General features: G+C 72.0%; 16 protein-coding genes. 7 read left to right on the top strand and 9 right to left on the bottom strand.

Going from position 1 to position 16,892, the window contains the following annotated elements:
• Positions 1-40: 40 nt before the first annotated feature.
• The 6 genes from ACFWXQ_RS33205 to ACFWXQ_RS33180 all read right to left on the bottom strand — a co-directional run bounded on the left by ACFWXQ_RS33205 (position 41) and on the right by ACFWXQ_RS33180 (position 6,300).
• Positions 41-1,498: a peptidoglycan D,D-transpeptidase FtsI family protein gene (locus ACFWXQ_RS33205; RefSeq protein WP_383940610.1), complete on the bottom strand. Its 1,458-nt coding sequence runs from the start codon at positions 1,496-1,498 to the stop codon at positions 41-43.
• A 17-nt stretch (positions 1,499-1,515) separates the two neighbouring features.
• Positions 1,516-2,934: an FtsW/RodA/SpoVE family cell cycle protein gene (locus tag ACFWXQ_RS33200; protein ID WP_383940533.1), complete on the bottom strand. Its 1,419-nt coding sequence runs from the start codon at positions 2,932-2,934 to the stop codon at positions 1,516-1,518.
• A gap of 99 nt (positions 2,935-3,033) precedes the next feature.
• Positions 3,034-3,396 (bottom strand): SH3 domain-containing protein, encoded by a 363-nt coding sequence (locus tag ACFWXQ_RS33195; protein ID WP_383940536.1) that lies wholly within the window; start codon positions 3,394-3,396, stop codon positions 3,034-3,036.
• 212 nt (positions 3,397-3,608) lie between these two features.
• Positions 3,609-4,841 carry an ATP-binding protein gene (locus ACFWXQ_RS33190; RefSeq protein WP_383940613.1) on the bottom strand — a complete coding sequence of 411 codons (1,233 nt, stop codon included), beginning with the start codon at positions 4,839-4,841 and terminating at the stop codon, positions 3,609-3,611.
• A gap of 32 nt (positions 4,842-4,873) precedes the next feature.
• Complete coding sequence (locus ACFWXQ_RS33185; RefSeq protein WP_383940539.1) at positions 4,874-5,614, bottom strand: hypothetical protein; 741 nt, start codon at positions 5,612-5,614, stop codon at positions 4,874-4,876.
• A gap of 179 nt (positions 5,615-5,793) precedes the next feature.
• On the bottom strand, positions 5,794-6,300 hold the full coding sequence (locus tag ACFWXQ_RS33180; protein ID WP_383940615.1) for a dual specificity protein phosphatase family protein: 507 nt from the start codon (positions 6,298-6,300) through the stop codon (positions 5,794-5,796).
• 90 nt (positions 6,301-6,390) lie between these two features.
• Here ACFWXQ_RS33180 and ACFWXQ_RS33175 point away from each other — a divergent pair, with 90 nt between their 5' ends.
• Positions 6,391-7,194, top strand: a complete 804-nt coding sequence (locus ACFWXQ_RS33175) for a nuclease-related domain-containing protein (RefSeq protein ID WP_383940542.1) — start codon at positions 6,391-6,393, stop codon at positions 7,192-7,194.
• Positions 7,195-7,223: 29 nt separating this feature from the next.
• Here ACFWXQ_RS33175 and ACFWXQ_RS33170 read toward each other — a convergent pair whose 3' ends face one another.
• Both ACFWXQ_RS33170 and ligD read right to left on the bottom strand, forming a co-directional pair.
• Entirely contained in the window at positions 7,224-8,525 is a 1,302-nt protein-coding gene (locus ACFWXQ_RS33170) for a vanadium-dependent haloperoxidase (protein WP_383940545.1), read from the bottom strand.
• 63 nt (positions 8,526-8,588) lie between these two features.
• Positions 8,589-9,470 (bottom strand): non-homologous end-joining DNA ligase, encoded by an 882-nt coding sequence (gene ligD / locus ACFWXQ_RS33165; RefSeq protein ID WP_383940548.1) that lies wholly within the window; start codon positions 9,468-9,470, stop codon positions 8,589-8,591.
• 62 nt (positions 9,471-9,532) lie between these two features.
• Here ligD and ACFWXQ_RS33160 point away from each other — a divergent pair, with 62 nt between their 5' ends.
• The gene (locus ACFWXQ_RS33160; RefSeq protein ID WP_383940551.1) at positions 9,533-10,549 is read left to right on the top strand and encodes a Ku protein; all 1,017 of its coding nucleotides are present in this window, start codon (positions 9,533-9,535) and stop codon (positions 10,547-10,549) included.
• A gap of 393 nt (positions 10,550-10,942) precedes the next feature.
• Here ACFWXQ_RS33160 and ACFWXQ_RS33155 read toward each other — a convergent pair whose 3' ends face one another.
• Positions 10,943-11,896: an AraC family transcriptional regulator gene (locus ACFWXQ_RS33155; protein ID WP_383940555.1), complete on the bottom strand. Its 954-nt coding sequence runs from the start codon at positions 11,894-11,896 to the stop codon at positions 10,943-10,945.
• A 440-nt stretch (positions 11,897-12,336) separates the two neighbouring features.
• On the opposite strand from ACFWXQ_RS33155, the gene ACFWXQ_RS33150 reads away from it, so the two are divergent.
• The 5 genes from ACFWXQ_RS33150 to ACFWXQ_RS33130 all read left to right on the top strand — a co-directional run bounded on the left by ACFWXQ_RS33150 (position 12,337) and on the right by ACFWXQ_RS33130 (position 16,639).
• Complete coding sequence (locus tag ACFWXQ_RS33150; protein WP_383940558.1) at positions 12,337-13,851, top strand: ATP-binding protein; 1,515 nt, start codon at positions 12,337-12,339, stop codon at positions 13,849-13,851.
• Complete coding sequence (locus ACFWXQ_RS33145) at positions 13,848-14,264, top strand: roadblock/LC7 domain-containing protein (protein WP_055616679.1); 417 nt, start codon at positions 13,848-13,850, stop codon at positions 14,262-14,264. The genes ACFWXQ_RS33150 and ACFWXQ_RS33145 overlap by 4 nt, the downstream gene beginning before the upstream one ends.
• Positions 14,261-14,620: a DUF742 domain-containing protein gene (locus tag ACFWXQ_RS33140; RefSeq protein WP_055616678.1), complete on the top strand. Its 360-nt coding sequence runs from the start codon at positions 14,261-14,263 to the stop codon at positions 14,618-14,620. Before ACFWXQ_RS33145 ends, ACFWXQ_RS33140 begins: the two co-directional genes overlap by 4 nt.
• Positions 14,598-15,266 (top strand): ATP/GTP-binding protein, encoded by a 669-nt coding sequence (locus ACFWXQ_RS33135; RefSeq protein WP_383940563.1) that lies wholly within the window; start codon positions 14,598-14,600, stop codon positions 15,264-15,266. Before ACFWXQ_RS33140 ends, ACFWXQ_RS33135 begins: the two co-directional genes overlap by 23 nt.
• 62 nt (positions 15,267-15,328) lie before the next feature.
• The gene (locus tag ACFWXQ_RS33130) at positions 15,329-16,639 is read left to right on the top strand and encodes a cytochrome P450 (RefSeq protein ID WP_383940618.1); all 1,311 of its coding nucleotides are present in this window, start codon (positions 15,329-15,331) and stop codon (positions 16,637-16,639) included.
• Positions 16,640-16,892 lie beyond the last annotated feature (253 nt).

Here is a 16,892-nt window from a genome sequence, read left to right as displayed (position 1 = left end):
GAACGGTAGGTCGGGAGACGGGAGCGCGACACCCCCCGTCTCACGGAGTGAGCACCGCCTCCATCACGGCCCGGGCGATCGGCGCCGCGTCCCCACCCCCGCTGATGTCCCCCCGCTCGGCCTCCGCGTCCTCGACGACGACCGCGACGGCCACGGCCGGCTCCATCGCGTCGTCGGCCCTCGCCCAGGAGATGAACCAGGCATACGGCGTACCGGAGTTGTGGATGCCGTGCTGGGCCGTGCCGGACTTGCCGCCGACCGTGGCGCCGGGGATGGCGGCGTTCTTGCCGGTGCCCCGCTCCACCACGTCCGTCATCAGCTCGCGCAACCGCACGGCGGTGGCGGGGTTCATCGCCTGGCGGAGGGTGCGCTGCCCGGTGGCGGACACCGTGTCGCCGTCGTCCGTGGTCGTCCGCTCCACCAGGTGGGGCGTACGCACCGAGCCGTTGTTCGCGACGGCCCCGGCGACCATCGCCATCTGCAGCGGAGTCGCCCGGGTGTTGTACTGGCCGATGGAGGAGAGCGCGAGCTGCGCCTGGTCCACCCGGGTGTCGAAGGTGCTGGGGGAGACCCGGAAGGGGATCCTCAACTGCCGCTCGTTGAAGCCGAATCCGGCGGCCCCGGCCCGCATGCCGGCCACTCCCACGTCCACGCCCAGCCTGGCGAAGACGGTGTTGCACGACCAGGTGAAGGCGTACCGCAGGGACGCGTCCGCGCAGCCCTCGACCTCGTTCGTCAGCCGGACCGAGCTGCCCGGCAGCCGGTACGGGTCGGGGGACTTCGTGGGCTCGTCGACGTCCTCCACCACACCCGCGTCGAGGGCCGCCGCCGCGGTGACCACCTTGAAGGTGGAGCCGGGCGGATACGTCTGCCGCACGGCCCGGTTGAGCATCGGCTTGTTGGCCGCCTGGTTCAGCCGTGTCCACGCCCGGGCGACCGCCGAGTCCGTCCCGGACAGCTCCTCGGGGTTGTAGGAGGGGGTGGAGACCAGCGCCAGGATCCGTCCGGTGGACGGTTCGAGCGCGGCCACCGCGCCCCGCCGGTCGCCGAGCCCCTCGTACGCCGCCTGCTGCGCGGCCGGGTGGAGGGTCGTGACGACATGGCCGCCGGGGTTGCGGGCCCGCGTGAGGTCGTTCCACAGGGGGAGCGGCGACAGCAGCGGGTCGGTACCCGCCAGGATGTCGTCCTCGGCGCCCTCCAGCAGATTCGTCCCGTACACCTGTGAGGCGAAGCCGGTGACGTGCGCGTACAACGGGCCGTTCCTGTACGTCCGTTCGTAGCGGAACTGCTCTCCGGAGTCCTTGGAGCCGGTGACCGGTCTGCCGCCGACGAGGATGTCGCCGCGCGGCTGGCCGTAACGGGCGATGGTGTGGCGGCGGTTGGCCGGGTTCTCGTCGTACGAGCGGGCCTGGACGAGCTGGATGCGGGTGGCGTTGACGAGGAGGGCGAGCAGGAGCAGGGCGCAGAAGGCGGCGGCGTGCCGGATGTACCGGGTCATGGGGCGGCCGTTGCCGGTCATGCCGTGCCCTTTCCTTCGAGCCCCTCGGCCGTCGCCACCGCCACCGCCGTGGTGGTCGCCGTCGCCGTCGCCGTCCCGGACCGGTCGCGTGCCGAGTCGCTGAGGCGCATCAGCAGGGCCACGATGATCCAGTTGGTGACGACCGACGAGCCGCCCTGCGCCAGGAAGGGCATCGCCATTCCGGTCAGCGGGATCAGCCCCGTCACGCCGCCCGCGATCACGAAGACCTGGAGGGCGACGATCGAGGCGAGTCCGACGGCGAGCAGCCGGCCGAAGGGGTCGCGCAGGGCGAGGCCCGCCCGGTAGCCGCGCTCGACCAGCAGTCCGTACAGCAGGAAAATCGCGGAGAGGCCGGCCAGGCCCAGTTCCTCGCCCGCGGTGGCCAGGATGAAGTCCGACTTGGCGGCGAAGCCGATGAGGACGGAGTGGCCGAGGCCGAGTCCCGTGCCGAGCATCCCGCCGGCGGCGAACGAGAAGAGCGACTGGGCGAGTTGGTTCGGGCCCAGGCCCGCCTCGATCGACGCGAACGGGTGCAGCCAGTCCTCGACCCTGCTGTGCACATGCGGTTCGAGCCAGCCGACGGCGACGGCCCCGCACGCCGCGAGCAGCAGGCCCACCGCGATCCAGCCGGTGCGGCCCGTGGCGACGTACAGCAGGATCACGAACAGGCCGAAGAAGAGCAGCGAGGTGCCGAGGTCCCGCTCCAGGACCAGCACGCCGACGCTCAGCAGCCAGATCGCGACGATCGGGCCGAGGACGCGCCCGGTGGGCAGTTGGAGCCGCCAGACGCGACGGCCGGTGTACGCGAGGGCGTTGCGGTTCGCGGCGAGGTAGCCGGCGAAGAACACCGCGAGCAGGACCTTCGCGAACTCGCCCGGCTGGATGGAGAATCCGGCGATCCGGACCCAGATGCGGGCGCCGTTCACGGAGGGGAAGAAGATGGGCAGGACGAGCAGGACGAGTGCGCTCACGACGGACACGTACGTGTAGCGCTGGAGTACCCGGTGGTCGCGCAGCAGGACCACGACCGCGATGAACAGGCCCATGCCCAGCGTCGACCAGACGAGCTGTGTCGGGGCGGCCGGGTCGTCCGGGGTCTCCAGGTCGAGCCGGTAGATGAGCACCAGGCCCAGTCCGTTGAGCAGGACGCCGATCGGCAGCAGCAGCGGATCGGCGTACGGGGCCCGCAGACGCACCGCGAGATGCGCGAGGAGCGCGAGTACGCCGAGCCCGGCGCCGTAGCCGACGGCGCCGGGCGGGACCGATCCGGTGCGGGCGATGCCCACGTCGCAGTAGCCGTACACGGAGAGCAGGACGGCCACGACGATGAGGGTGAACTCGATGCCACGGCGCCGGGGGAGGGGGACAGCGGGAGCCGGCGGGTCCGCCTGCGCTGTCGTTCCGGGCGAGAGCATGTCCGGAACGTAGCAAGCGAATCAGTCAATGTCCCGCTATAGAGGGTCAAACGGGCTTCTCGGGTGCACCTCGGCCGCCCCTTCAGGGGCGCCGGGCTTTCAGCACCAGCGGGGCGCCGGGCCGATGTTCTCGATGAAGCGGGCCGTCGCCCAGGCCCAGGTGCCGTCCGCGAGGAGGTACCAGAGGTGGTTGCCCTGGACGTTCTCGCCGCTCGTCTTGCAGAAGATGGAGACCTTCTGGTTGTAGCCGACGAAGCCGACGATGTTGCTGCCGCGGGTCGGCCTGTCGCGGAGGTTCAGTCCGCCGGGCGCGGTGACGACGCCCTTGTAGAGCTTGTGGTGGCTGCCGTAGTTGTGGTGGCCCCAGTCGTCGTTCGCGAGAGCGGGGCTTGCGGCTCCGATGACGAGGGCGCCGCCGGCGGCGGCTATGCCGATGCGGGTGAGAGCGGTACGCAGTGACATTGCTGGCTCCTCCAGATGGGGGCAGAGCTGACTAATCGCCACATTATGAGCGCCCCGCGCGACGCGCCCGTCACACTGAGCCATCAGAGACAAGCAACCGCTCAGCCCAGGCCCCGTCAGGGGCGCGAGGAACGGCGCGACCAGCCACAACGCACCCGCGGAGGCCGGATCACGCACACCCCCGAGCTCTGCCGCCTTCCTGCCCCCGGGGCTCAGCGGAGCGCCAGGGACGCAACGGCCCCACCGTCCACCGCGTTCGCGAACCCCAGCCGCGCCCCCAACACCCCCGCCTGCCCCAGCGCGATGGTCAGCCCCAGCCCATGCCCCTTGGAGCCCCCCTCCGTCCGGAACCGCTGCGGCCCGTGCTCGATGAGGTACGCCGGAAAGCCGTCACCGTGGTCCCGCACGGTGACGAGCGGCCCGTCGACCGTCAGCGACACCGGCGCCCGCCCGTGCTTGTGCGCGTTGGCGACGAGATTGCCCAACACCCGTTCCAGGCGCCGCCGGTCGGTCTCCACGACCACGTCCCGTACGACCAGGACCTCCGTGTCCGTGCCGGACGCCCGGACCACCCGCTCGGCCACTTCCGCGAGCCGCACCGCGTCCACGTCCAGCCGCTCGCTGCGGGTGTCGAGCCGGGAGATCTCCAGCAGGTCCTCGGTGAGCGTGCGCAGCGCGGCGACCCGGTCGCGGACCAGTTCGGTCGGGCGGCCGGGCGGCAACAGTTCGGCCGCCGCGTGCAGTCCGGTGAGCGGGGTCCGCAGCTCGTGGGCGACATCCGCGGTGAAGCGCTGCTCGCTCTGCAGCTTGCCCTGCAGCGAGGACGCCATCGTGTCCAGCGCGCCCGCGACCGCGGCCACCTCGTCCTGGGGGCGCGTCGGGTCCTCGGCCCGCGGATCGTTCACCCGCGCGTCCAGGTCGCCCGCGCTGATCCGCCGCGCGACCTGGGCCGTCCCGTGCAGCCGCCGTGTCACGCGGGTGACGGCGAACGCGCCCCCGAGCAGCGTCACGCCGATCGCCAGCGCGGAAGAGCCGAGGATCGCCCGGTCGAGGCCGTCGATCGTGCGGACGCCCTGCGAGTAGTCGACCCGCACGGCGAGCGCGCGCCCGCCGCTCGCGGGGCCGGCCGCCCACATCGTGGGGTGCGGGTCGTCGTCGCCGACCATCGTGCCGCGGTCCCCGTCCTCGGCGAGCCTGCGCAGTTCTACGGGCAGGCCCGCCAGGTCGACGCCCGCGCCGGGCGGCAGCCGGTCGCCCGCCTCGAACGCCTCCGTCGCCTCGGTGAGCCGGTCGAGCGCGCGGTCGCGGGCCTCGCCGACGGTCTGGTTGGTCACCGAGACATGCACGAGGGTGCCGAGGAGCGCGGCCAGACCGCAGCACATCACGGTGATGAAGGCGGCGGCCTTCCAGGTGAGGGTGGCGGTCCAGTGGCGCAGGCGCCGCATCCCGGTGGGCGGCCCGGCCGGCCGCGGGCGCCTCACCGGGAGTCCGCGGCCGGGGAACGCGTGGGGGCGGGGGCGCTGGGCGTGGCGCTCGCCCCCACCCGCAGGATCTCGTCCTTCGCCGCGAGCATCGCCTTCTGGCGGCGGTCCCAGGACCACACCGTGCGGTATTCGTAGCCCGCCAGCGTCGACGGCGAACGGATGATCACGTCACGGCCGGCGATCTGGACGCTGAGCGTGCTGTCCGTCGTGGCCATGACCTCGACCAGCCGGTGGCCGATGAAGGTGTACGCGCGCACGCCCAGCTGGTTCTCGGGCATCCGCACGCCGAGCACCATGTCGTCCCGGCCGTCGCCGGTGATGTCGCGGTAGTACGGGCGCAGGACCGGGCATTTCCGGCCAGGTTCGCCCTTCTTGCCGCACTCCTCGGTCCGCCGGGCCGTCTCGGCGTACGAGGCACCGTCGTCGGTGTAGAGATCCGGATGGCGGGCGATCTCGGCGCGGAAGACGGCGACCGGGTCGACCTTGCGGATGTCGTCGCCCGGCGCGGTGACGCCCTGGACGGTCTCGGTGTCCGCCTCGCCGTAGTCGAGGGCGGGCGAGGCGGCGGGCGGCACCTCCGGCCACAGCCGGGTCGGGCCCACGGCGGTGGACGTCGGGCCCGACCCGCGCAGATCGCCCGGGTCGCCGCAGCCCGCGAGCAGCAGGGCGGCGACGGGCAGCGCGAGCACCGCGCGCGCGAGGCGGCGGAAGCCCGCGGGGCGGTTGTGGATCACTGCGCTCCTGCGTCAGGGCCGCTCGCCCGGTGCGAGATCGGCGTGGACCGAGGTGGTGCCGGGACGGTGCCGCGGCCACCGGCCGTGGCCGATTACCGCCGCCCGTACACCCTATTCGTACGGAAGTCCTTTTTGTTCGGTGGCGCTGTTCAGTGGCGCTGTCCACCGGCCGGAACGGGCTACTCGGCGAGCTCTTCGAGGAGCCGGGCCGTGTCGAGCCCGGTGTGCAGGTATTCCACGAACAACTCGTTGTGCAGCGCCCACGGGGAACGGCGTGCGCGGATCAGGCGGATCGCGTCCTCGGCGGTGCTGCCCGCGCGGATCAGGGCGTGGGCGACGACCAGGCCGGAGCGGTTGTAGCCGTGGTAGCAGCGGACCAGGACGCGTCGGCCGGCGTCCCGCGCCTCGTCCGCCGTTCGTGCGAGGCGCATCACACCGGCCAGCTGGGTGCCGTCCAGCGGTCCGTCGGGGATCGGCCACACATGGTGCTCCACGCCCGGGTCGGGGCCGTGGCCGGGTAGTCGCAGCAGGGTCAGGACCAGGTCGAACTCGTCTCGTACGACGGCGAACTCCGGTTGTCCCGACCGGCCCGCGTACTCGTGACCGCCCATCCACAGGCCGGGCACGATCTCGCTCCACGGGCTGTCCGGGGCCGGCGCATTGGACTGCTTCCCGCGATCCCGCAACGGCGCCTCCCACTCCACTGTCCCCAAAGGTAACCGGCTTCTTGCCCCTGGAGCACCCCGCCTGTTCCCATGGTCGTGGGGTGATGGTGCATGAACGGACTGCGCGTCATACCGACCTGGCGCCACGGCCAGGAGCGGCTCTACGTCTGTTTCACCGACGGGAGGAACGTCGCCTGGTACGACAGAGAGGCGGCCAGGGTCAACCTGCTCAGCGAGGAGCGGCGCGAGGACGTCCTCGACGTGCTCGGACCGTTCCTGACCGGCGAGGTGACGGTGGGTCCGCCACCCGTGCCCACGCCCGCGGAGCTCGCACGGCTGTCCCTCCACCCGGACGACGACCTCGCCCCGAACCGGCCCGGCGAGGCACTCCAGATCGCCCTCGACCGCGAACCGGCCGCCCCGCGCCGAATGCGCCCCGACCCACGCCGGCGCGCGCTCATGGCGGAGCAGGCGGTGGGGGAGGCCCTGGACCGCCTGGACGGGGCGGGCTGGCACGCGCTGCACTCGGTCCCGCTCCCGGGCGGCGACCGCATCCACCACCTCGTCATCGGGCCCGGCGGCCTCTTCGCCGTCCGCGCCCTGTACGCCCGCAAACAGCGGGTCCTGGTGGCCGATCCGATGGTCACGGTGGGCCGCCGCGAGCCGCACCCACTGCTCCGCGCCGTACGGGCCGACGCCGACCGCGCCTCGTACGCCCTCACCGCGGAGGTCCGCCCGGTCCTGGCCGTCTTCGCCCCGTCCTCCCTCGACATCACCGCCCCTCTGCGGGAGGCCCGCGTGCTCACCGACACGGACCTCGCGACGCTGACCCGCCTCGGCGGGACCCTCAAACCGGCGGACGTCGAGGCACTGCACGCGATGGCCCGCGACCGGCACACGTGGACGCGGGTGTGAGGGCCCCGCAGCGGGCTCGCATCATGTGATCAGGGCAGCGGTGTGAAGTAGCGGTCGAGTGCCAAGTTGCCGATGTGCCGGCCGATCCGGTTGCCGACGACGTCGGCGGTACGGAAGTGGATCCCGCCCCAGATCCGGGCGTTGATGACGTCACGGTTGTAGTCGGCCGACCTGGTGTACGTGCGGGTGGTGCCCGTCACCGCCGACGAGACGCGGAGGTCGATGTCACCGCCGGTCAGCCGGTCCAGTACGGCCATGACGGCTCCGTCGTTGGCGCAGTGGCCGCCGATGTACTCCGGGTACGGGGGTGTGGTGAGCAGCGGCTCCCAGGACGGGTCGGCCCCGGTGGCGGGGTTGCCGTCGGTGCCGGCCAGCCGGATCGCGGTGATCGGACGCCACAGGGCGTGGGTGAACTTGGAGTTCCACGTGGTGATCGTCGCGTCGGCACTGGCCGTGTTGGCGGCGGCGAACAACCGGGCCGCCTCGACGATGTCCAGTCCGTGCCGTGCCGTGTGGTCGCGGTAGGCGGCCTGGAGCTGCTGCGGCAGGGCGTCGGAGAAGAAGCGCGCGGTCTCCGTCTGCCGGGCCGTCCGCCCCGGGCTGTTCTTCGCGCCCATCGACTTCACCTCGGCGAAGTCCCGGGCGTACCTCTTCGATGTCAGCGCGGGCGGCGGCCCGGGCATGAACCGGTCCGGCGAGTCGAAGAGCATCGGCCGCAGCTTCCCGAGCCACGGGTTCACGAAGGGCGTGAAGCGGGGCGGGGTCGGGCGCCAGACGCCGGGGGCGGGCTCCTTGTCGTACGTCACCGGGTTGTCGCGCCCGTCGTTCTCACGCAGCTCGACGATCCGCGCGGCGGCGCGCTCCCCGAAGCGGACACCCCGCTCCTCGGCCTTTCCGTCGGGGATCCTCGCGAGCGACGCGGTGTAGGCGGTGTCGATCCGGGCCTTCGAGGCGGGGAAGTACGTCAGCAGGACCCGGCGGGCGGCAGCTGCCGCGGCCGCCTCGGAGGAGGCGCCGCGAGGGCCGCGTACGTGCCACTTGTACGGGGTGTAGCGGCCCTCGATGCCGACGACCGCGTTGTAGACGGCGGCCGAGACGAAGCCGTACCAGAGGAACGGTTCGGCCGTCGGGCGCCCGGCGTCCACGCCGACCACGGCGGCGGCGGTCTCGCTCCAGTCGGTGATCACCTCGGCGCCCGGGACCCGCGTCGGGGCCCGGTCCGGGGAGGCCGTGGCGGCCGTGGGTACCCAGGGCAGGGCGCCGAGGGCGAGGGCCGTCAGCCCGACGACGAGTGAGCGGCGGACGGTACGGGAGGGCGGTGCTGCTTGCATGGTGCTCCTTTGTTGTGAGGTCCCCCCTCGTCTTCGGTGTGAGTCCCCCTCGGCCCGCCGTGTTCAGGGCAGTGGGCCGGCGCGCTCCGGGTCGAGCAGCGGGGCCAGCAGGTCGCCGTGGTCCCGCAGTCGCGGCGCGATGTCCGGGGCCAGGAAGGTGAGCCCGCGGGCGGACCGGCACTCCTCGACCTCGGCCCATGTCACCGGCGCCGACACCGTCGGCTCCGCGCGGGCCCGCAGGGTGTAGGGGGTCGCGGTCGTCTTCCGGGCCGCGTTCTGGCTCCAGTCGACGAAGACCTTGCCGGGCCGCAGGCTGCGGGTCATCCGGTGCACGACGAGCCGCGGAAGCGCCTTCTCCGCCTCCGTCGCGAGCTCCTTGGCGTACTCCGTCGTCCGGCCGGAGGGCGTCGGCCGGAGTGCCGCCAGCAGATGCAGCCCCTTCGACCCCGACGTCTTGGCGTACGCCTCGATCCCGTCCGCCGCGAGCCGCTCCCGCAGCCACAGCGCGACCTCGCAGCACTCGACGACGGTCGCGGGCGCCCCCGGGTCGAGGTCGAAGACGAGCCGGTCGGCCTCGCCCGGAGCGTCGATCAGCCACTGAGGGGTGTGGAACTCGGTGACGAGGTTCGCCGCCCACACGAGGCTAGGGAGGTCCTGGACCAGCACCATGCGGGCCGGCCCCTCCGACCGCGGCACCTCGGCCGTGGTGACCCACTCGGGCGTACCCGGCGGCACGTTCTTGGCGAAGAAGACCTGGCCGTCGGGCCCGTCCGGGTAGCGCAGGAACGACAGCGGCCGGTCGCGGAGGTGGGGCAGCAGGACCTCGGCGGTCGTCGCGTAGTAGTGCAGCAGCTCGCCCTTGGTGAAGCCGGTCGCCGGATGGAGGACCTTCTCCAGATTGCTCAGCGCAAGCCGTCGCCCCTCCACCTCCGTGATCGGCGTCATAGGATGACAATCCCACGTTTTCACCCTGAAACATCAGATCTCATCCCCAACCGATCGGAAAGGTGCTGCACGTGCGATCCATATGGAACGGCGCCATCTCCTTCGGCCTGGTCAGCATCCCGATCAAGCTCGTGAACGCCACCGAGAGCCACTCGATCTCCTTCCGCCAGATCCATCTGGAGGACGGCGGCCGCATTCGCTACCGCAAGGTGTGCGAGCTGGAGGAGCGCGAGGTGTCGTCGCCGGAGATCGGCAAGGCGTACGAGGACGCGGACGGGTCGATGATCCCGATCACGGACGAGGACCTGGCGTCCCTGCCCATTCCGACCGCCCGGACGATCGAGATCGTGGCCTTCGTGCCGGCCGACCGGATCGATCCGCTCCAGATGGACACGGCGTACTACCTGGCGGCGAACGGGGTGCCGGCGGCCAAGCCGTACACGTTGCTGCGGGAGGCGCTGAAGCGCAGCCAGAAGGTCGCCATCGCGAAATTCGCCCTGCGTGGGCGTGAGCGGCTCGGGATGCTGCGGGTCGTCGACGACGTCATCGCGATGCACGGGCTTCTCTGGCCGGACGAGATCCGTACGCCGGAGAGCGTCGCGCCCGACGCCAGTGTCACCGTGCGGGACAAGGAGCTCGATCTCGCGGACGCGCTGATGGACACGCTTGGTGAGGTCGACCTCAACGAACTCCACGACGACTATCGCGAGGCCGTCGAGGAACTCATCGCGGCGAAGGTCTCCGGCGAGAGGCTGCCTGCCGCGCCCTCCGCCGAGAAGGGGGGCGGCAAGGTGATCGACCTCATGGCCGCGCTGGAAAGCAGCGTCCGCCAGGCCAAGGTGGCCCGTGGCGAGGCCGATTCCGACGCCGATGCCGACGCCGACGTCAAGCCCCTCCGCAAGGGGCCTGCCCGCAAGGCCTCTCCGAAGCCGGCGTCCGGCAAGAAGCCGCCGGCGAAGAAGGCTGCCGCCAAGAAGACGGCCGCGACGAAGAAGACGGCAGCCGACGCCACGAAGAAAACAGCCACGAAGAAGGCCCCGGCCAAGAAGTCCCCCCCACGAAAGAGGGCCTCGGCCTGACCTTCGCCGGTGGGTGGGGGCGGGGTGGTTCGTCGCCCGCGGACCCGCTGTGGCTTGTCGCGCAGTTCCCCGCGCCCCTAAATGCCCGTGGCCTGGGCCGGTTCGTCATGTGCCGGTCCGCCGTGGTTGCTCGCGCAGTTCCCCGCGCCCCTTGCGGGGCACGGACGGTCCCCGGGCCGGAGGGGACGTGGCGGGATGTGTGGCCGCAGCTTACGAAGACACGGGTCTGCGGTCACCGTGCTGCAACTGTGGTTCAGGGCGGCCGCTGCGGACGCACATCCCGACGCGTCCCCGCACCCAGGCGACGAGCCGAAACCCCCACCCACCCCAGGGGCGCGGGGAACTGCGCGACCAGCCACAACGAACCCGCAGACGACAACGAACCCCAAAAAATCAGCGCCCGTGCCGCATCTCCCGCGGACTCACCCCGAACCGCTGCCTGAACGCCGTGCTCAACGCGCTCGCCGACGAGAACCCCGACGCATACGCCAGATCCGTGATCGTCATGTGCTCACACTCCCCGCACTGAAGCCGATCCCGCACAAGCCGCAACCGCTCCTCACGGATCAGCTCCCGCGGCGTGGTCCCCACCCGCTGCAACGCCAGCTGAATCTGCCGCAACGACCACCCGAGCGCCCGCGCCATCGACGTCCCGGTGAGCCCGGGATCCGCCGCATGCTCCCGCACATGACGGCGGACCACCGCCTCGACCTCCGTCAGATGCCCGGACGAGTCGGGCCGGTCGTCCCCGACGGAGATCATGCACAGCAGCTCGACGATCCGGTCGGACACGGCGTTGAACTCGGTCGTCGTCAGACTCTCCCGCTCCGCCGAAAGGCTCTCGATCATGGAGCCGACGACCCGCCCGAGCCCGGTCGTCAGATCGATACCGGTCGCCAACGGCGATTTCCGGTTGAGCGGCCCATCGATCTCACGGGCGGGTATGGAGAAGATGATCCCCCGCAACGACGCGTCGTGCAGCAACTGGAACGGCGCCCCCAGCGTCATCAGACTCCCCGCACCGGGCGTGAGCCGCGCCTCCTGGTCGTCCTGCCGCAGCACCAGCTCCCCGGAGAGCGGGAGCAGAAACCGGTAGTCGGGATCGGGCTCCTGCCGCACGAGCCGCGGCGTACGGACGTACTCGATCTTGTCGCAACTCCAGTCGACGATCTGGTACGTGTCGGTACCCTGCCGGATCATCTCGCCGCGGAACGTCTCGGGGCTCGCGTATCTGAAGTCCATCCGGGTCTGGTACGACCCGACATGCTCGCTCCAGAAGTCGGTCCGCTCACGCGGATCCACCTCACCGGTCGTCTGCGACTCCACGATGTAGGTTCCCGCGGGCAATGCGCTTCCTCCGCCCAGAGTGTGCCCGGCCGCAGCCGGCGCGCCTGATCAACTGGAGTTCTGGCCACGGCAGTTACAGCTCGTAAGCGTAGTGCACACATTCCGTTTACGTGGTCCGACCGCGACAAACGAGTGGTCGACGGCACACACCCAACACACGCGCACACGACACCCGCGCACACGACACACCCGCGCACGCGTGCCAACCGGCGCGCGAAGCCACCCGCGCGCCCCGCGCCCAGCCAGGCGCCCGACGCTGCGCCTCACGGCAACTTCCTTGCGCGCGCGGAAAAGTGCGCGCGCCCGCTCGCGACTACCGTCGAGCGCCGCGTCCCCCATCTCCCCACGCCCCCGCCCCTCACACCCGGCATACACGACACACCCAACACACCCACCCCCCAATCACCACCCTCCCCGCCTTTGAGAACTTCGAGGACTCCATGAAGGAACAGATACCGGAGGCGGTGTTCTGGTGCGTGGCCGTCGGCCTGCTCGCCGTCACCGTGCTGCTGGTGCGCCAGCGCGGGATCACCGCGCGGCTGCGCCGACGCACCACCGAGCTGGCCGATGACGTGCGCACCCGCGAGGACGAGGTGCGGCACCTGGTCGCCGTACGCCTCCCCGCGCTGGCGGACCACGGCCCCCAGCAGCCGCTCGCCGGCGTGGGCCTGCTCGACGCGAGACTCTCCGGCAGCGGTTTCGAGAAGTCCCTCGACCACGTCCTGGAGCGGTTCGCCACCGCCGTGGAGCACGCCCAGGCCCGCGCCGACCAGTCCGCGAAGGCCGCCCTGAAGTCGTCGATGCGCTCGATCCAGGCGCTGGCCAACGAGCAGCAGGTCGCCATCTCCGACATGCAGGACCGCCACGACCGCCCCGACGTGCTGCGCGACCTGCTCGAAATCGACCACGCCAACGCCCAGTTCGGCCGCCGCGCCCAGGCCATCGCCGTACTGTGCGGATCCTGGCCGGGCCGCCAGCGTTCCACGTCCGCGCTGATCGAGGTCGTCCGCGGTGCCACCTCCCGCATCCGCGACTACCGGCGCGTACAGATCCACGGCCAGGCCGACATCGCCGTCGAGAGCCGGGCCGTCGAGCCCGTCGTACTCACCATCGCCGAGCTGCTCGACAACGCGGCCCGCCACTCGCAGCCCAACACCAAGGTCGAGGTCAACGTCCAGTCCGTGCACAACGGCGCCTGCGTGATCATCGACGACGCGGGCGTCGGCATGGACGCCCACGCGACCGAGCGGGCCGCCGCCCTGCTGTCCGGACGGCACGCGGTGGACGTCACCCGGCTCGACGACCCGCCCCAGTTCGGGTTCGCCGTCATCGGCGTGCTCGCCGCGCGTTACGGGTTCAGCGTCTCCGCCGACACCCGCTCCCCGTACGGAGGCGTCCGTGCCGTCGTGTTCCTGCCGTCCGCCCTGCTCACGCACCGGGACACCGCGGAGGAGCTACCGCCCGTGACCGCACCGCCCGCCCGCGCCTCCGCCTCCCGTACGCCGGCCGCGTCGGCCCGTACGACCGAGGCCGCCCGCACCACCGAGCCCGCCGGTCGTACGCCCGCGTCCGCCCGTACGCACGAATTCGGCGGATCGGGCAGTACGTCCGAAGCGGCGCCCGCGCCGTCCTCCGCCTCCCCCTCCCCCTCCGTCTCCTCCGTCGACGAGCCGGTGTCCGGCCGGTCCGCCGGGCTGCCGCTGCCCGCCGAGACGGCTGCCGCGGCCGCCACGGCGACCACGGCCGGTGGACTGCCCAAGCGGCGCCGGCGGGCCCAGGCGCAGGCGGAGCCCGCCGCCGGAGCGCAGGAGCCGCCCGCGCCCCTGGACGATCCCGGCGACCGCTCGGCCGAGGAGACCGCCCGCCGCATGGGTGCGTTCGCCCGCGGCACCCTCCACGGCCGTGCCGCCCAGGACACCACCCCCCACGAAGACGAAGGGAACATCCAAGGATGATCGAGCCCACCACGAACAACGAGTTGGGCTGGATGCTCGATGAGGTCCTGAAGGTCCCCGAGGCGCGTCACGCGATCCTGCTCTCGGCCGACGGCATGCTCCGGGCCCACTCCGCGGACATCGGCAGGGACGACGCCGAACGGCTCGCCGCGGGGCTCTCCGGCGTCCAGTCGATCAGCCGCAGCACCGCCGAGTTCTGCGGCAGCCCGCACACCCCCTGGCGGCAGACCCTGATCGAGTTCGCGCACGGCTACGTCTTCCTCGTGGCCGCCGGCGAGGGCGCCTACCTCGCGGTGTCCACCACCGAGCACGTGGACATGGAGGCCGTCACGTACCGCATGCACAAGCTCGTCGACCGGCTCGGCAAGGAACTGACCAGCCCGGCGCGTCGGGACGCCGGCAGCCCGGCATGACACCGCCCAGGCGTCCCGGAGGGAAGCTGGTGCGGCCGTACGTCGTGACGGACGGCCGCTCCCACCCGACCCGCAACACCCTGGACCTGGTCACGCTGCTGATCGCCGCCGACGATCTGCCGCTGACCGGACTGAGCCCGGAGAAGCGGGCGTTGATGGAGCTGTGCCGGCCCGGCGCGCTGTCGGTCGCCGAGGTGGCCGGACATCTGGCGCTGCCGGTCAGCGTCACCAAGGTGCTGATCGCCGACCTCATGGACAGCGGCCACGTCGTCACCCGCGCCCCCATCCCGTCCGCCCGGCCGTCCGAGACCCGCATCCTCCAGGAGGTCCTCGATGGGCTCCGCGCCCGCCTCTGAAGACAGCCCCGCCGGGGGCGTCTACCTGCCGAGCGGTGTGCAGACCGCCGTCAAGGTCCTGATCGTGGGGCACTTCGCGGTCGGCAAGACCACCTTCGTCGGCGCGCTGTCCGAGATCCGGCCGCTGCGCACGGAGGAGGTCATGACCCAGGCCGGCGCGCTCGTCGACGACCTCGCGGGCACCAAGGACAAGACGACCACCACCGTCGCCCTCGACTTCGGCCGCCTCACCCTCAACGACTCCCTCGTGCTGTACCTCTTCGGCACCCCGGGGCAGCAGCGCTTCACCGAGCTGTGGCAGGACATGACCCGTGGCGCGCTCGGCGCGCTCGTCCTCGCCGACACGCGCCGCCTCGGCCAGTCCTTCGACGTCATGGGCGTCCTGGAGGAACTGGGCCTGCCGTACGCCGTCGCCCTCAACGACTTCGACGACGCCTCCGCCGAGCACGACCTGGAAGAGGTCCGAGAGGCCCTCGACCTGCTCCCCGAAACACCCCTCGTACGGTGCGACGCCCGCGACCGGATCTCCTCCACGCACGCGCTGATCGCCCTCGTCGAGTACCTCCTCACCCGCAATGCCGGCAGCGCCGACGACAGTGCCGGCAGCGCCGGCAGTCCCGGCGACAGTGAACTGGAGCACGCGTGACCTCCCCCGAAGCCCCCGGCCCCGTCTCCGCGCCACCTGAGGGCTGCCCCTTCCACCACCCCATGTACGGCCCCGAGTTCGCCGCCGACCCGGCCGCCACGTACGGCAAGCTGCGCGCGCACGGCAACACCGCGCCCGTCGAACTCGCGCCCGGCGTCCGCGCCACCCTCGTCACCGGGTACGAGGCCGCGCTGCACGTCCTGCGCAGCCCGGAGACCTTCTCCAAGGACCCCCGCCGCTGGCGCGACCTGGCCGACGGCACCGTCGCGCCGGACAGCCCGGTCGTGCCGATGATGATGTACCGGCCCAACGCGCTGTTCACCGACGGCGAGGAGCACCGCAGGCTCCGCGGCGCCATCACCGACAGCCTCGCGCGCGTCGAGCCCAGCACCCTGCGCGGATACGTCGAGCGCAGCGCCGACACGCTGATCGACCTGATCGCGCCGCGCGGCGAGGCCGACCTGCTCGGTGAGTACGCGCAGGTGCTGCCGCTGCTCGTCTTCAACCGGCTCTTCGGGTGCCCGCCCGACCTCGGCGAGAGGCTCGTCGAGGGCATGTCCGGGATCTTCGACGGCGTCGACGCGGAGAAGGCCAACGAGCTGCTCACCGTGACCCTGCTCGACCTCGTCGCGCTCAAGCGCGCGCGGCCCGGGCAGGACATGACGTCCTGGATGATGGCCCACCCGGCCGCCCTCACCGACGAGGAGATGATCCACGAGCTCGTCGTCCTCATGGGCGCGGGTACCGAGCCCCAGCAGAACCTGATCTCCAACGGGCTGCGGCTGCTGCTCTCCGACGACCGGTTCGCGGGCAGCCTCGGCGGGGGCAGCCTGCCGGTGGAGGACGCGCTCGACGAGGTCCTGTGGACCGATCCGCCGATGGCCAACTACGCGGTGCACTATCCGGTTCGGGACGTCGTGTACGAGGGGACGCTGCTGCGGGCCGGTGATCCCGTCGTCATCAGCCTTGCCGCCGCGAACACCGATCCGGCGCTGACGAACGACCAGCGTGCGGGGAATCGCGCCCACCTGGCGTGGAGCGCCGGGCCGCACAACTGTCCGGCCCAGAGCCCTGCGCGGCTCATCGCCGCCGTGGCGGTCGAGAAGCTGCTCGACCGGTTGCCCGATGTGGAGCTCGCGGTGCCCGTCGGTGACCTGGAGTGGCGCCCGGGACCGTTCCACCGGGCGCTGGCCTCACTGCCGGTGCGGTTTCCTGTGGCGCCGGTCAGCGGGGATTCGGCGGCGGGCCGGGAGGGTGTGCGGCGGCCGCCTGTACTGCCCGCGTTCACCGGGCAGCCGGAGACGCCGGTCGCGGCGGCCGTTCGCCCGCGGGGGGCGTGGGCGCGGCTACGGGCGTGGTGGCGGGGGGAGTAGGTACGGGCGGGGTTCGTGTTTGTCTGCGGGTGCGTTGTGGCTGGTCGCGCAGTTCCCCGCGCCCCTGGGGTGGGTGGGGGTTTCGGCTCGTCTGTGGGGTGCGGGGCCGCGTCGGAATGTCCGCCCGCAGCGGCCGCCGTGAACCACAGCCGCAGCACGGTGACCGCAGACCCGTGTCCTCGTAAGCTGCGGCCACACATCCCGCCACGTCCCCTCCGGCCGGTACCCCGCCAGGGGCGCGGGGAACTGCGCG

The sequence above is a fragment of the Streptomyces sp. NPDC058697 genome (genome assembly GCF_042715345.1).
In the GTDB taxonomy this organism is placed as follows: Bacteria; Actinomycetota; Actinomycetes; order Streptomycetales; family Streptomycetaceae; genus Streptomyces; species Streptomyces liliifuscus.
This window is presented reverse-complemented; position numbering and strand designations above follow the sequence as displayed.

Bases quoted from the DNA above. Each gene is read 5' to 3' on its own strand.
- ACFWXQ_RS33205 (WP_383940610.1), bottom strand. From the start codon at position 1,498: ATGACCCGGTACATCCGGCACGCCGCCGCCTTCTGCGCCCTGCTCCTG.
- ACFWXQ_RS33190 (WP_383940613.1), bottom strand. From the start codon at position 4,841: ATGCGGCGCCTGCGCCACTGGACCGCCACCCTCACCTGGAAGGCCGCC.
- ACFWXQ_RS33195 (WP_383940536.1), bottom strand. From the start codon at position 3,396: ATGTCACTGCGTACCGCTCTCACCCGCATCGGCATAGCCGCCGCCGGC.
- ACFWXQ_RS33150 (WP_383940558.1), top strand. From the start codon at position 12,337: ATGAAGGAACAGATACCGGAGGCGGTGTTCTGGTGCGTGGCCGTCGGC.
- ACFWXQ_RS33145 (WP_055616679.1), top strand. From the start codon at position 13,848: ATGATCGAGCCCACCACGAACAACGAGTTGGGCTGGATGCTCGATGAG.
- ACFWXQ_RS33130 (WP_383940618.1), top strand. From the start codon at position 15,329: ATGTACGGCCCCGAGTTCGCCGCCGACCCGGCCGCCACGTACGGCAAG.
- ACFWXQ_RS33140 (WP_055616678.1), top strand. From the start codon at position 14,261: ATGACACCGCCCAGGCGTCCCGGAGGGAAGCTGGTGCGGCCGTACGTC.
- ligD (WP_383940548.1), bottom strand. From the start codon at position 9,470: ATGACGCCGATCACGGAGGTGGAGGGGCGACGGCTTGCGCTGAGCAAT.
- ACFWXQ_RS33175 (WP_383940542.1), top strand. From the start codon at position 6,391: ATGAACGGACTGCGCGTCATACCGACCTGGCGCCACGGCCAGGAGCGG.
- ACFWXQ_RS33200 (WP_383940533.1), bottom strand. From the start codon at position 2,934: ATGCTCTCGCCCGGAACGACAGCGCAGGCGGACCCGCCGGCTCCCGCT.
- ACFWXQ_RS33170 (WP_383940545.1), bottom strand. From the start codon at position 8,525: ATGCAAGCAGCACCGCCCTCCCGTACCGTCCGCCGCTCACTCGTCGTC.
- ACFWXQ_RS33135 (WP_383940563.1), top strand. From the start codon at position 14,598: ATGGGCTCCGCGCCCGCCTCTGAAGACAGCCCCGCCGGGGGCGTCTAC.